The organism is Aeromicrobium sp., from assembly GCF_023146395.1.
In the GTDB taxonomy this organism is placed as follows: domain Bacteria; phylum Actinomycetota; class Actinomycetes; order Propionibacteriales; family Nocardioidaceae; genus Aeromicrobium.
Window position 1 is genome coordinate 24281 of record NZ_JAGLCD010000012.1, and the last position, 13759, is coordinate 38039.

11 protein-coding genes are annotated in these 13759 nt (G+C 72.0%); 6 read left to right on the forward strand and 5 right to left on the reverse strand.

The window, feature by feature from the left end; all coding sequences use genetic code 11:
* The first annotated feature begins 9 nt into the window (after positions 1–9).
* From KAG51_RS09970 to KAG51_RS09980, 3 genes are all read left to right on the forward strand, one after another.
* The gene (locus KAG51_RS09970; RefSeq protein WP_290583191.1) at positions 10–2094 is read left to right on the forward strand and encodes a fructose-specific PTS transporter subunit EIIC; all 2085 of its coding nucleotides are present in this window, start codon (positions 10–12) and stop codon (positions 2092–2094) included.
* 28 nt (positions 2095–2122) lie between these two features.
* Positions 2123–2380, forward strand: a complete 258-nt coding sequence (locus tag KAG51_RS09975; RefSeq protein WP_290583193.1) for an HPr family phosphocarrier protein — start codon at positions 2123–2125, stop codon at positions 2378–2380.
* A gap of 186 nt (positions 2381–2566) precedes the next feature.
* Positions 2567–5080: an ATP-dependent Clp protease ATP-binding subunit gene (locus tag KAG51_RS09980; protein WP_290583195.1), complete on the forward strand. Its 2514-nt coding sequence runs from the start codon at positions 2567–2569 to the stop codon at positions 5078–5080.
* A 145-nt stretch (positions 5081–5225) separates the two neighbouring features.
* Here KAG51_RS09980 and KAG51_RS09985 read toward each other — a convergent pair whose 3' ends face one another.
* Positions 5226–6122: an A/G-specific adenine glycosylase gene (locus KAG51_RS09985; protein ID WP_290583197.1), complete on the reverse strand. Its 897-nt coding sequence runs from the start codon at positions 6120–6122 to the stop codon at positions 5226–5228.
* A 46-nt stretch (positions 6123–6168) separates the two neighbouring features.
* On the opposite strand from KAG51_RS09985, the gene KAG51_RS09990 reads away from it, so the two are divergent.
* A complete protein-coding gene (locus tag KAG51_RS09990) occupies positions 6169–6876 on the forward strand; it encodes a hypothetical protein (protein WP_290583199.1) in 708 nt (235 codons plus the stop codon).
* A gap of 3 nt (positions 6877–6879) precedes the next feature.
* Here the strand turns inward: KAG51_RS09990 and disA are convergent, their stop codons facing one another.
* On the reverse strand, positions 6880–7947 hold the full coding sequence (disA, locus tag KAG51_RS09995) for a DNA integrity scanning diadenylate cyclase DisA (RefSeq protein WP_290583201.1): 1068 nt from the start codon (positions 7945–7947) through the stop codon (positions 6880–6882).
* Between the two features lie 48 nt (positions 7948–7995).
* The gene (radA, locus tag KAG51_RS10000; protein WP_290583203.1) at positions 7996–9372 is read right to left on the reverse strand and encodes a DNA repair protein RadA; all 1377 of its coding nucleotides are present in this window, start codon (positions 9370–9372) and stop codon (positions 7996–7998) included.
* 85 nt (positions 9373–9457) lie between these two features.
* Between radA and KAG51_RS10005 the strand changes: the two genes are divergently transcribed.
* Positions 9458–11101 carry an FMN-binding glutamate synthase family protein gene (locus KAG51_RS10005; RefSeq protein WP_290583205.1) on the forward strand — a complete coding sequence of 548 codons (1644 nt, stop codon included), beginning with the start codon at positions 9458–9460 and terminating at the stop codon, positions 11099–11101.
* Between the two features lie 215 nt (positions 11102–11316).
* Here the strand turns inward: KAG51_RS10005 and KAG51_RS10010 are convergent, their stop codons facing one another.
* Positions 11317–11955, reverse strand: a complete 639-nt coding sequence (locus tag KAG51_RS10010; protein WP_290583207.1) for a VOC family protein — start codon at positions 11953–11955, stop codon at positions 11317–11319.
* Between the two features lie 52 nt (positions 11956–12007).
* Positions 12008–12769, reverse strand: coding sequence for a hypothetical protein (locus KAG51_RS10015; RefSeq protein WP_290583209.1), 762 nt, complete (start codon positions 12767–12769; stop codon positions 12008–12010).
* A gap of 64 nt (positions 12770–12833) precedes the next feature.
* Here KAG51_RS10015 and KAG51_RS10020 point away from each other — a divergent pair, with 64 nt between their 5' ends.
* Positions 12834–13742: a Ppx/GppA phosphatase family protein gene (locus tag KAG51_RS10020; RefSeq protein ID WP_290583211.1), complete on the forward strand. Its 909-nt coding sequence runs from the start codon at positions 12834–12836 to the stop codon at positions 13740–13742.
* Positions 13743–13759: the final 17 nt, after the last annotated feature.

Here is a 13759-nt window from a genome sequence, read left to right on the forward strand (position 1 = left end):
AGGACTGTCATGTCATCACTCATCACCGCGGACCTGGTCAGCCTCGACGCCGATCTCGGCACCGAGGCGTCCGACGTCATCGCCCGACTGGCGGCCAGCGTGGCCGCCGCGGGTCGGGCCACCGAGGCGGACGGCCTCACGGCCGACGCGCTCGCCCGCGAGGCGCAGTCGGCCACGGGCCTGCCGGGCGGCATCGCGATCCCGCACTGCCGGTCGACCTCCGTCACCGAGCCGACCCTGGCGTTCGCCCGCCTCGCGCCGAAGGCCGACTTCGGGGCGCCCGACGGCCCGGCCGACCTCGTGTTCATGATCGCCGCGCCCGACGGCGCCGGCACCGAGCACCTCAAGCTCCTGTCGTCGCTCGCTCGCGCGCTCGTCCGGGCCGAGTTCACCGACGCCCTGCGCGCCGCCACCACGGCCGACGAGGTCGTCGCCCTGGTCGACGGGGTGCTCGCGCCCGCGGAGGGAGCCGGCGCGGCTGCGCCGTCCACCCCGTCCACCCCGTCCACCCCGTCCACCCCGCCTGCGCAGCCGACCGCCGCCGAGCCGCGGCACGCCGCGTCCGCCGGTGGCACCTTCAAGGTCGTCGCGGTCACGGCCTGCCCCACGGGCATCGCCCACACCTACATGGCGGCCGACTCGCTCGCGCAGGCCGCGGCCGACGAGGGCATCGACCTCCAGGTCGAGACGCAGGGCTCCTCCGGCAGCACGCCGCTGTCGGCCGCGACGATCGCCGCCGCGCACGCCGTGATCTTCGCGACCGACGTGGGCGTCAAGAACGAGAGCCGGTTCGCGGGCAAGCCCGTCGTCGTGAGCGGCGTCAAGCGCGCGATCAACGAGCCGTCGGTGATGCTGGCTGAGGCGCGCACCGCCGCCAATGATCCCCGGGCCCGCCGTGTCGGCGGATCGGTCGAGACCGCTGCGGACCAGGTCGAGGGCGGCGGAGTCGGCTTCAAGCTGCGCCAGTGGCTCCTGACGGGCGTCAGCTACATGATCCCGTTCGTCGCCGGAGGCGGTCTGCTGATCGCGCTCGGCTTCCTGCTCGCGGGGTACGACATCACCGAGCGGGCGAACGACATCCTGGCCGACAACACGCTCTTCAACCTGCCCGAGGCGGGCACCAACGCCGCCTGGAACACGCCCCTGCTGACCTACCTCGGCGCGCTGATCTTCCTGCTCGGGTCCTGGGCGTTCGGCTTCCTGGTGCCGGCGCTGGCCGGCTACATCGCCTACGCGATCGCCGACCGCCCGGGCATCGCGCCCGGCTTCGTGATGGGCTTCCTGGCCAACCAGATCGGCGCCGGGTTCCTCGGCGGCATCGCGGGTGGCCTGATCGCCGGACTCATCGCGAGCTTCCTCGCCCAGCGGCCGGCCCCGCGCTGGCTCGCCGGACTCATGCCGGTCGTCATCATCCCGCTCGTCACGACGATCGTCGCAGGCCTGCTGATGCTGCTGGTGCTCGGCCGTCCGATCGCCGATGCGTCCACGGGCCTGGAGAACTGGCTGAACGGTCTCTCGGGCGGCTCGATCGTGATCCTCGGCGTGATCCTGGGTCTGATGATGGCCTTCGACCTCGGTGGTCCGGTCAACAAGGCGGCCTACGTCTTCGCGACGACCGGCCTCACGGCCGACGCGATCGCCTCGGGCGGCACGGAGGTCAAGATCATGGCGGCCGTCATGATCGCCGGCATGACGCCGCCGCTTGCCATGGCACTGTCGACCGCGCTGCGCCCGAGCCTGTACACCCCGGCCGAGCGCGAGAACGGCAAGTCGGCCTGGCTGCTCGGCGCCGCGTTCATCTCCGAGGGCGCGATCCCGTTCGCCGCCGCCGACCCGCTGCGCGTCATCCCGTCGATGATGCTCGGATCGGCCACGGCCGGGGCGATCTCGATGGCCGCCGGCGTGACCTCCGCGGCCCCGCACGGCGGCGTGTTCGTGTTCTTCGCGATCGACCACGTGTTCTGGTTCTTCGCCGCGATCGTCGTGGGTACGCTCGTGAGCGCGCTGGCCGTCACGGCCCTGAAGCAGCTCGGACACGACCGCACCGACGCCGCGTTCGAGTACGAGCACGAGACCGTCCCCGCGAACGCCTGACGGCCGACGCCCCGCAGAAGGAGACAGCATGCCCAGCAAGACCGTGACCGTCGGTTCCGCCGTCGGCCTGCACGCCCGACCGGCCGCGACGATCGCCGCGGCTGCGGCGGCCCAGTCGGCCCCCGTGACGCTCGCGACGGCCGGCGGCGAGCCCGTCGACGCCGGCTCGGCGCTGCTCATCATGACGCTCGGGGCCGCCAAGGGCGACGCCGTCACGGTGGAGTCCGAGGACGAGGCGGCGCTCACCGCGATCGCCGACCTCGTCGAGGCCGATCTCGACGCCTGACCGGGCCACGGCGGCGCCCCGGCACGGTCGTCACGACGATCGTCCCGGGGGCGCCGCTGTACGCCGAGAGCGAACGCGGGGAACACCGGCCCCCGTGGTCCAGTTGTCTAGGTGTGCGGACAGCGGTCTGCACAGGACCTGTCCGCCCGTAGACTGGACGGACAGCCCAACACCGGGAGGGACGCCATGTTCGAGAGATTTACCGATCGGGCCCGTCGTGTGGTCGTGCTTGCGCAGGAGGAAGCGCGCATGCTCAGCCACAACTACATCGGCACCGAGCACATCCTCCTGGGCCTGATCCACGAGGGCGAGGGCGTTGCCGCCAAGGCTCTCGAGAGCCTCGACATCTCGCTCGAGGCCGTGCGTGCGCAGGTCGAGGACATCATCGGCCAGGGCCAGCAGGCCCCCAGCGGCCACATCCCCTTCACGCCGCGTGCCAAGAAGGTGCTCGAGCTGTCGCTGCGCGAGGCGCTGCAGCTCGGCCACAACTACATCGGCACCGAGCACATCCTGCTCGGCCTGATCCGCGAGGGTGAGGGCGTCGCCGCCCAGGTCCTCGTCAAGCTGGGCGCCGATCTCAACCGCGTGCGCCAGCAGGTCATCCAGCTCGTGCAGGGCTTCCAGGGCAAGGAGGCCGAGACGGCCGGCGCGCCGCAGGAGTCCGCACCGCAGGGCTCGACCGTCCTCGACCAGTTCGGCCGCAACCTCACGCAGGCCGCTCGCGAGGGCAAGCTCGATCCGGTCATCGGTCGCGAGACGCAGATCGAGCGGGTCATGCAGGTCCTGTCGCGACGCACCAAGAACAACCCGGTGCTGATCGGCGAGCCCGGCGTCGGCAAGACCACGGTCGTCGAGGGCCTCGCCCAGGACATCGTCCGTGGCGACGTGCCCGAGACGCTCAAGGACAAGCAGATCTACACGCTCGACCTCGGCGCGCTCGTGGCCGGTTCGCGCTACCGCGGTGACTTCGAGGAGCGCCTGAAGAAGGTCCTCAAGGAGATCCGCACCCGCGGCGACATCATCTTGTTCATCGACGAGATCCACACCCTCGTGGGTGCGGGTGCCGCCGAGGGCGCGATCGACGCCGCTAGCATCCTCAAGCCGATGCTGGCCCGCGGCGAGCTGCAGACCATCGGGGCCACGACGCTCGACGAGTTCCGCAAGCACTTCGAGAAGGACGCCGCGCTCGAGCGCCGGTTCCAGCCCATCCAGGTGCCGGAGCCCTCGGTCGCGCACACGATCGAGATGCTCAAGGGCCTGCGCGACCGGTACGAGGCGCACCACCGCGTCACGATCACCGACGAGGCTCTCGTCGCGGCGGCCAACCTGGCCGACCGCTACGTCACCGACCGGTTCCTGCCGGACAAGGCGATCGACCTCATCGACGAGGCGGGCTCGCGCCTGCGCATCCGTCGCATGACGGCGCCGCCGGACCTCAAGGACTTCGACGACCAGATCGCCGACGTGCGCCGCCGCAAGGAGGGCGCGATCGACTCGCAGGACTTCGAGGCTGCTGCCTCCCTGCGCGACGAGGAGAAGAAGCTCATCGCGGCCAAGGCCGAGCGCGAGAAGCAGTGGAAGGCCGGCGACATGGACGCCGTCGCGGTCGTCGACGAGGAGCTCGTGGCCGAGGTCCTGGCCCTGGCCACCGGCATCCCGATCGTCAAGCTCTCCGAGGAGGAGTCCACGCGACTGCTCAACATGGAGGACGAGCTGCACAAGCGCGTCATCGGTCAGGACGAGGCCATCAAGGCGCTGTCGCGGGCCATCCGTCGCACGCGTGCGGGTCTGAAGGATCCGCGTCGCCCGGGCGGATCGTTCATCTTCGCCGGCCCCTCGGGCGTCGGCAAGACGTGGCTGTCCAAGACGCTCGCCAACTTCCTGTTCGGCGACGACGACGCCCTGATCCAGCTCGACATGTCGGAGTACTCCGAGAAGCACACGGTCGCGCGCCTGTTCGGTGCGCCTCCGGGCTACGTCGGTTACGAGGAGGGCGGCCAGCTCACCGAGAAGGTGCGCCGCAAGCCGTTCAGCGTCGTGCTGTTCGACGAGGTCGAGAAGGCCCACCCGGACATCTTCAACTCGCTGCTGCAGATCCTGGAGGAAGGTCGACTGACCGACAGCCAGGGCCGCATGGTCGACTTCAAGAACACCGTCATCATCATGACCACGAACCTCGGCACGCGTGACATCGCCAAGGGCGTCAACCTCGGCTTCAGCCAGGCGTCGGACGTCCAGGGCTCGTACGACAAGATGAAGGCGAAGGTCTCGGAGGAGCTCAAGCAGCACTTCCGTCCGGAGTTCCTGAACCGCGTCGACGAGATCGTCGTGTTCCCGCCGCTGACGCAGGACCAGATCATCGCGATGGTCGACATGATGATCGCGTCGCTCGAGAAGCGTCTGGCCGACAAGGACATGGGCATCGAGCTCACGCAGCCGGCCAAGGACCTGCTGGCCAAGCGTGGTTTCGACCCGGTCCTGGGTGCGCGTCCGCTGCGCCGCACGGTGCAGCGCGAGATCGAGGACACGATGGCCGAGAAGATGCTGTTCGGCGAGCTGCGGGCCGGCCAGATCGTGCTGGTCGACGTCGAGGGCGAGGGCCCGAGCGCGACCTTCACGTTCACCGGCACGGCCAAGGCCGACCTGGAGCTGACCGAGGGCGAGGAGCCCCTGGCGGTGGAGGCCGGCACGTCGGAGTGATCCGCAGCGCCTGACCGACCGAGGCCCCCGCACCCCTCAGGGTGCGGGGGCCTCGTCGCACCGGCAGGCCGAGATTTGCTGGCCAATCCACCGGTGGCCCGTGCGGAAAGGGTGGATTGGCCAGCAGATCTGGGGCCGGGAGGGGCTACAGCGTGAAGGTGCCGTCGGGCCGGGGCGTGACGAGGCCGTCGTCGATCAGCGAGTCGAGGCAGCGCTCGCGCTGGCCGATGTCGTCCCAGACGAGGTCGAGCTCGGCCTTCGGGACCGGATCGGCGGACTCGCGCAGCACCGCCAGGAGGCGGCCACGGCACTGCCGGTCGGTGCCGGCCCAGGCCTGACCGCGGCGAGTCGGCCCGTCGTGCTCGGGGTGGCCCGCCCGGCGCCAGCGGCACAGGTCGGCGACGGGGCACGCCTCGCACCGCGGGGCCCGGGCCGTGCACACGACCGCGCCGAGCTCCATCGTGGCCGCGGCCCAGCGGTCGGCCCGCTCGTCGGGGAGCAGCGACGTCGCGAGCGCGCGCTCGTCCTTGGTGACCGAGGTGTGCGGGTACTGCCGTCCCTCGGCCACGCGCACGAGCACCCGGCGGACGTTGGTGTCGAGCACGACGTGCCGCCGGCCGAAGGCGAACGAGGCGATCGCGGCCGCGGTGTAGTCGCCGATGCCCGGCAGGTCCCGCAGGTCCTCGTACGTGCCCGGGACCTCACCGCCGTGGCGCTCGACGATCGCGGCGGCGGCGGCGTGCAGGCGCTGGGCGCGGCGCGGGTAGCCCAGGCGACCCCAGGCGCGCACCGCCTCGCCGACCGGCTCCTCGGCCAGCGCGGCCGGCGTGGGCCACCGCGTCATCCAGGTCTCGAACACCGGCAGCACCCGCACCACGGGGGTCTGCTGCAGCATGAACTCCGAGACCATGACCGGCCAGGGGCGAGGGTCGGTGCGCCACGGCAGGGAGCGGGCGTGCACCTCGAACCAGGCGCCGATCCGCGCGTGGAGGTCGGCGGCATCCCTCGGTTCGGTGGTCGCTGATTCGGCAGACGGGGTCATGGCGGGTCGATCCTGTCACGCCCGCCATGACCGATACCGTGACCGGGTGAGTCGTCCGCTGCCTCCTGAGGTCTACCGGCGCCGTCGCCTCATCCTGGTCTCCGGGGTGCTGGGCGTGGTGCTGGTCGTCTGGCTCCTCGTGCGCGCCTTCACGGGCGCTGGCGACTCCGGCGACTCCTCGGCCCCTGCGTCGTCGCCGACGCCGGCCCCCACCGAGGCCTCCGAGATGCCCGAGGGCACGGTTCCCGCGAGTCTCACGACCGGCGACAGCGCGTGCGACCCGCAGACCGTGCGCATCACGCCGAGCGTGCCCGCCGACCAGACCGCCGGGGCCGATGTCACCGTGGCCCTGACGATCTCGACCTCGTCCAGCACGGCCTGCGTCCTCGAGGCATCGGCCTCGGAGCTCGTCGTGGTGATCGACGACGGCAGCAGTCCCGTCTACGACTCGACGTCCTGCCGGACCTCGATCCTGTCGACGCCGGTCTCGCTCAGCCCGGAGTGGGCCACCGTCACGACCGCCACCTGGAACGGTCGCGTCTCGGGTGCCGGGTGCTCCGACACCGAGGCGTACGTGGCGGCGGGGGAGTACACCCTCAAGCTCGGCACGCTCGGCGGTGAGCCGGGGGAGGTCACGTTCGCGCTGGCGCCGGCGCCACCGCCCCCCGCGCCGGACCCGGTGGCCACCGACCCCGCGTCGCCGGACCCCGCCACGGACCCCGAGGCCGACCCCGAGGCCGTGCCGGTCGGCTGACGCTCAGACGTAGCGTTCGAGGATGCTGGAGTCGGCCAGGCGGGACAGCCCCTCGCGCAGGCTCTTGGCCCGCAGCTCACCCACGCCCTCGACGAGGGTGAGGTCGTCGACGCTCGCGGCGAGCAGCTTCTGCAGCGAGCCGAAGTGCTCGACGACCCGTTCGGCCACGGTGGCCGGGATGCGCGGCACGCGGTCGAGCATGCGGTGCCCGCGCGGTGACAGCGGTGCGTCGAGGGTGTCGTCGGTGCCGATGCGCATGGCCCGGGCGATCCGGCCCAGGTCGACCAGGTCGGGGGCGTCGACGGCCTCGAGATCGGTCAGCACCTGCGCCGTGGGGCGCGCGCGACGACCGCGAGGCATGTAGTCGCGGATGAGGAGCTCGCGCTCGTTCTGCACGCCGCTGACGAGCTCGTCGAGCTGCAGCGCCAGCAGGCGTCCCTCGACGCCGAGCTCGAGCACGTATGCGTCGATCTCGCGGGCGATGCGGTCGACCATCTCGAGGCGCTGGGCGACCTGGGCGACGTCGCGGACCGTGACTAGGTCCTCGATCTCGAGGGCCGAGAGCGAGTCGGCGACCTCGTCGAGGCGGTGCCGGTAGCGCTCCAGCGTCTGCAGGGCCTGGTCGGCGCGGCCGATGATGGCCGCGGACTCCTCGAGCACGTGGCGGACCTCGCCGGAGTAGACCGCGATCGTGTGCATCGACGCCGACACCGAGATGACGGGCAGGCCGGTCTGCCGGGCCACCCGGTCGGCCGTGCGGTGGCGCGTGCCGGACTCGACGGTGGGGATGCTGGGATCGGGCATCAGGTGGACGCTGGCGCGCAGGATGCGCTGGGCGTTCGCGTCGAGGATGATCGCGCCGTCCATCTTGGCCAGCTCGCGCACGCCCGTCGCCGAGAACGGCACGTCGAGCACGAAGCCGCCCGTCGAGAGGGCGTCGATCTGCTTGTCCTGGCCGATCACGATGAGCGCGCCGGTGCGACCGCGCAGGATGCGTTGCAGACCTTCGCGCAGCTCGGTGCCGGGCGCGACGGACGCCAGGACGGTCCGCAGGTCAGGGGTGTTCGGCACGGGCTCAGTGTAGGGGCGTGACGACCACCGCGGACCAGGGCGAGCCCGTCACGCGAGCGCGGCGCGGATCGCGGTGGCCACGTCGCCCACGGCCGCGACGCTGATGACGCCGTCGAGACCCGTGAGGTCGCTGCCGGCGGGCACGATGGCGCGCTTGAACCCGATGCGGGCGGCCTCGCGCAGCCGCGGCGCGAGCTCGTGCACCGGACGGACCTCACCGGCGAGCCCGACCTCGCCGATCGCGACGAGATCGGAGGGGCAGGGCTTGTCGCGGACCGCCGAGGCGAGGGCGATCGCGGTGGCGAGGTCGACTGACGGCTCCGAGAGCCGGGCGCCACCGACCGAGGCGGTGTAGACGTCGGACTGCTGGACCTGCAGGCCGCAGTGCTTCGTGAGCACCGCCAGGATCATGGCGACCCGGGAGCCGTCGAGCCCGCTGGAGGTGCGACGCGGGTTGCCACCGGCCGTGGCGGGCACCGTGAGCGACTGCACCTCGGCCAGCAGCGGCCGGCGACCCTCCATCGTGACCGTGACGCACGTGCCCGCGACGGGCTGCTCGTGCCGTGACACGAAGAGGCCGGTGGGGTCGGGCACCTCGACGATGCCGGTGCCGGTGAGGTCGAAGCAGCCGATCTCGTCGACGGGGCCGAAGCGGTTCTTGACCGCGCGCAGCAGGCGGAGGCGGGACGTGCGGTCGCCCTCGAACTGCAGGACGACGTCGACGAGGTGCTCCAGCACGCGGGGACCGGCGACGGAGCCGTCCTTCGTGACGTGACCGACGAGCAGGGTGGCGATGTGATCGGCCTTGGCGCGGCCGATCACCGCGGCCGCGACCTCGCGCACCTGCGTGACGCCCCCGGGGACGCCGTCGACGTCGGCCGAGCCGATCGTCTGGACGGAGTCGACGATCAGCAGGCTGGGCCTGACCTGCTCGACGTGGGTCAGCAGGGCGCCGAGGTCGGTCTCGGCCGCGAGGAAGAGCTCGTCGGTGATGGCACCCGTGCGCTCGGCCCGCAGCCGCACCTGCGCCGCCGACTCCTCGCCCGAGACGTACAGGGTGCGACGGCCCGCGCGGGCCCAGCAGGCGGCGGCCTCGAGCAGCAGCGTGGACTTGCCGACGCCCGGCTCACCGGCCATGAGCAGCACGGCGCCCGGCACGACCCCGCCGCCGAGGACGCGGTCGAGCTCGGCGATGCCGGAGGTGACGGCGCGGGCGTCCTCGGAGCGGACCTCGCCGATCGGCACGGCCGGCCGGCTGACGGCGGCCGCGGCCGTGCGTCCGGCCGCGCGGTCGCTCCCGGCGACGTCGACGGTGCCCCACGCCTGGCACTCGCCGCACCGGCCGACCCACTTCGAGGCGGTCCAGCCGCACTCGCTGCAGCGGTAGGTGGGGCGGGCCGGCTTGGTCGCCTTGGTGGTCGCCATGGGGGCCAGCGTAGGCGCGGACGCCGACACGGGCGTGGGGGTGTGGCGGTGTGCACGCCCGCCGGCGCGATGCGATGCTGGCGAGGTGAAGCGCGCGCTGGTGGTGGGGGTCGTCGGTGGTGCTGGCGTCGCCGCCGTGACGGTCGGGGTGACGAGCGGCCACTGGCTTCTCGCCGTGATCGGCCTCGTGGCCGCGGGCCTCGGCCTGGTCGGCGTGTTCGACCTCCTGCAGACCCAGCACAGCATCACGCGCAACTACCCGGTCGTGGGTCATCTGCGCTTCCTGCTGGAGCGCATCCGCCCGGAGATCCAGCAGTACTTCGTCGAGACCAACACCGCGGGAACGCCGTTCGACCGGGAGACCCGCGACCTCGTGTACGACCGCGCGAAGGGCAACCACGGCGACGAGCCGTTCGGGACCGAGCGTGACGTCAACGCCGTGGGCTACGAGTTCGTGGCGCACTCGATGCGGGCCCGCCCCAAGCCCGACACCCCGCAGCCCCGGGTCCGTCTCGGGGGCCCTCGCTGCACGAAGCCGTACGACATCGCCCTGCTCAACGTCTCGGCGATGAGCTTCGGGTCGCTCTCGGGCCAGGCGATCGAGGCGCTCAACTGGGGGGCGGCGCTCGGCGGGTTCGCGCACGACACGGGCGAGGGGTCGATCTCCCGGCACCACACGGCGCACGGTGGCGACCTGATCATGGAGGTCGCCTCGGGCTACTTCGGCTGCCGGACCCCGGAGGGTCGCTTCGATCCGGACGCGTTCACCGCGCGCGCGACGCTGGATCAGGTCAAGGCCATCAACATCAAGCTCTCGCAGGGCGCGAAGCCCGGGCTCGGCGGGCTGCTGCCCGGGTCGAAGGTCAACGCCGAGGTCGCCGAGGCTCGGGGGGTGCCGGTCGGCACGACCGTCGTCTCACCGCCGGTGCACCCGGAGTTCTCGACCCCGCTGGAGCTCATCGCGTTCGTCGACCGGCTGCGCGACCTGAGCGGCGGCAAGCCCGTCGGCTTCAAGCTGTGCGTCGGCTCGCGGCGGGAGTTCCTGGCGATCTGCAAGGCCATGGTCGCATCGGGCAGCGCACCGGACTTCATCATCGTCGACGGGTCCGAGGGTGGCACGGGCGCGGGGCCGGTCGAGTTCGAGGACCACGTCGGGATGCCGCTGACCGAGGGCCTGATGTTCGTGCACAACGCGCTGGTCGGCGTGGGACTGCGCGGGCAGGTGCGGATCGGCGCCAGCGGCAAGGTCGCGACCGGCATCGACATCGTCAAGCGGATCTGTCAGGGCGCCGACTTCACGCTCGCGGCGCGGGCCATGATGTTTGCGATCGGCTGCATCCAGGCGCAGACGTGCCACACCAACACGTGTCCGGTCGGCGTCGCGACGCAGGACCCGCAGCGCGCTCGCGGGCTGGTCGTGACCGACAAGAAGGAGCGGGTCTTCCAGTACCAGGAGAAGACCGTCAACTCGGCGCGGCAGATCATCGCCTCGATGGGCCTGGACGACTTCGACCAGCTCAGTCCGCGCAAGCTCTTCCGCCGGGTCGACCCGCAGGTCACCCAGACCTACCAGGAGCTCTTCGAGTGGCTCGAGCCTGAGCAGCTGCTGACCGCGCCACCGACGGGGTGGGGTCGCGACTGGCGCGAGGCCGACGCGGACTCGTTCGAGCCGGCGAGCCACCTTGGCCGGGCCGAGGAGCGCCCGGCCATGAGCCGCGGGGACGACTGACGCCGGAGGCCGGCGCGCGGCTCAGTGGACGTGGCACGGAGGACGGTGACATCCCACGGCACAGGTGCCGTGCTAAGTCACGGTCTGCCGAGTGAACTCCGTAACTCGCCGCCTGCGGGCGCCCGGACCGGCGACCGCACCCAGGTACGTGGTCCGTGACCGCTTGTCCTCAAGAGACGCGGCGCCGAACCGCCATGGCGCGGGGAAACGAATCCTCAGATGCGGACGTCGCCGTGGGGCGTGCGGAACGTGGCGGCGAGGATGCCCGGCATGCCGTTGGGGGCGGCCCAGTCGACCTTGATCGACTCCAGGGCGTCGAAGACGTTCTCGCCGAGCCAGTCGGCCACGCGCTGGGGGTCGCCGGCGATCTCCATCTGCACGAGCTCCACGTCCGAGGCGGCGGCCTGGGAGGGGTGCTCGTCCGCCGGGATGTCCCAGCGGGTCACGTACGGCAGCTGCGGATCGGCCTTCATCGAGCTCGTGCCGATCTGGTGCCACTCGAGGTTGAAGCCGTCGGGCCGGTGCCGGTTGCCGGGCACCGCGTGACGGCCCATGCGCTCCTCGACCAGAGCGAGGTCCTCGACCGCGAGGCACCAGTGCAGCCAGCCGCCACCAGCCTCGGACCGCGCCCGGACGACCTGGCCGAAGGCCATCTTGTCGGCGGCGGGGTGGTCGAGCACCTCGACGACCTCGAGGTACTGGCGGTTGCGCAGCGGCAGGATCCGGTTGCGCGTGCCGAAGCGGGGGTGGACCCCGCCGTCCAGGAACGTCGAGCCGAGCAGGGATCCGAGCTTCTCCGTCGTGGCGTCGAGCCCATGAGGCCCCACGGCGAACGTCACGTGGTCGAGATGCATGCCGCCAGTGTCGCCCGAGCGACCGGGCCGAAATTTCTCAGGGTGGCCTAAGTCACGGCTGGCGCTGATGCTGGGGACGCGCCGACGCCGGGTGGGGCACGGGATGTCCGGCGTCCTCGAACGCCTTGCAGTGGTGCGCCAGCTCCGCGTACCCCGCGGCGCCCATCAGTGCGGTCAGCTCGGCACGGTTGGACCGGTAGACCGGCTCGGCGCCGACGTGCGCGTCGGTGTTGGAGGAGCAGTACCAGTCGAGGTCGTGGCCGCCGGCGCCCCAGCCGGCCCGCACGTACTCGCCGATCGTGACCTCGGTGTACTCCTCGCCGTCGCCGGGATCGACCTCGCGGAACTGGCGGCGCAGGGGCAGCTGCCAGCAGACCTGGGGCTTGGCCTCGAGCGGCTCGCGCCCCTCCTCGAGGGCCAGGCCGTGCAGCGCGCAGCCGTAGCCGCCGGGGAAGTCCCGCGAGTTGTGGAAGATGCAGGCGCCGTCGACGGCGCGCGTCTTGAGCTCGCCGTCCTCGTCGCGCTCGGTCCAGCCGTGGGCCGTTCCGTCGTCGTGGCGCTCCCAGCGCTCGGGGGTCAGCCGGTCGACGAACGTGGCAACCGTGGCGTGGTCCTCCTCGTCGGCGAAGTGGGCGCCGAGCGTGCAGCAGCCGGCCTCGGGGCTCGTGGCGTAGATGCCAGGGCACCCGTTGCCGAAGATGCAGGTCCAGCGGGACGTCAGCCAGGTCAGGTCGCACCGAAAGACCTCGGACGGGTCGTCCGGATTGGGGAACTCCACCCAGGAGCGGGGGAAACCGAGGTCGACTTCGGGCATGGTGCCGGCCACTCTACGTCGGGGCGGCCCGTTCGCGAGCCGAGCGCGTGGGACGATGGCGGGCATGCGCATGGGCGTTCTCGACATCGGCTCGAACACGGGGCACCTCCTCGTGGTCGACGCCTTCCGTGGGGGGCCGCCGGTCGCGGCCTACTCCTACAAGGAGCCGCTGCGGCTGGCCGAGCACCTGGAGGACGACGCGGTCACGCCCGACGGCGTCCGTCGCCTCGTGGAGTTCTGCCAGGAGGCGAAGCGGGTGGCCGAGGACCAGGGCTGCTCCGAGGTCATGGCCTTCGCCACCTCGGCGGTGCGCGAGGCCAGCAACGCCGAGGCGGTCATCGCCGAGGTCAACGCGGCCACCGGGCTCGATCTGCAGGTGCTCGCCGGGGCCGACGAGGCACGCCTGACGTTCCTGGCGGTGCGTCGCTGGTTCGGCTGGTCGGCGGGGCGCATGGGCGTGTTCGACATCGGGGGCGGCTCCCTCGAGATCGCCGCCGGCGCCGACGAGAGCCCCGACGTGGCCTACTCCCTGCCGTTGGGCGCCGGCCGGCTCACCCGGGACTGGGTCGAGGCCGGACGCGACGTCGACGACCTGCGCCGTCACGTGCGGGCCGAGATCGCCTCGGGTGCCGGTCCGATCCTGCGGGCCGGGGGGTTCGACCACGCCGTCGCGACGAGCAAGACGTTCCGGTCGCTGGCCCGCGTCTGCGGTGCCGCGCCGTCGGGGGAGGGCCGCTTCGTGCGCCGTTCGCTGGCCCACGCCGACCTGGTGACCCTCGTCGACAAGCTGCGCGAGCTGACGGTCGAGGAGGTCGCCCAGATGCCCGGGGTCTCGGCCGACCGTGCGCACCAGCTGCTCGCGGGAGCCCTGGTCGCCGACGCCACGATGAGCCTGTTCGGTCTCGAACGGCTCGAGATCTGCCCCTGGGCGCTGCGCGAGGGCGTGCTGCTCGAGCGCATCGACCGACTCTGACACGCGAGGACCCTGCC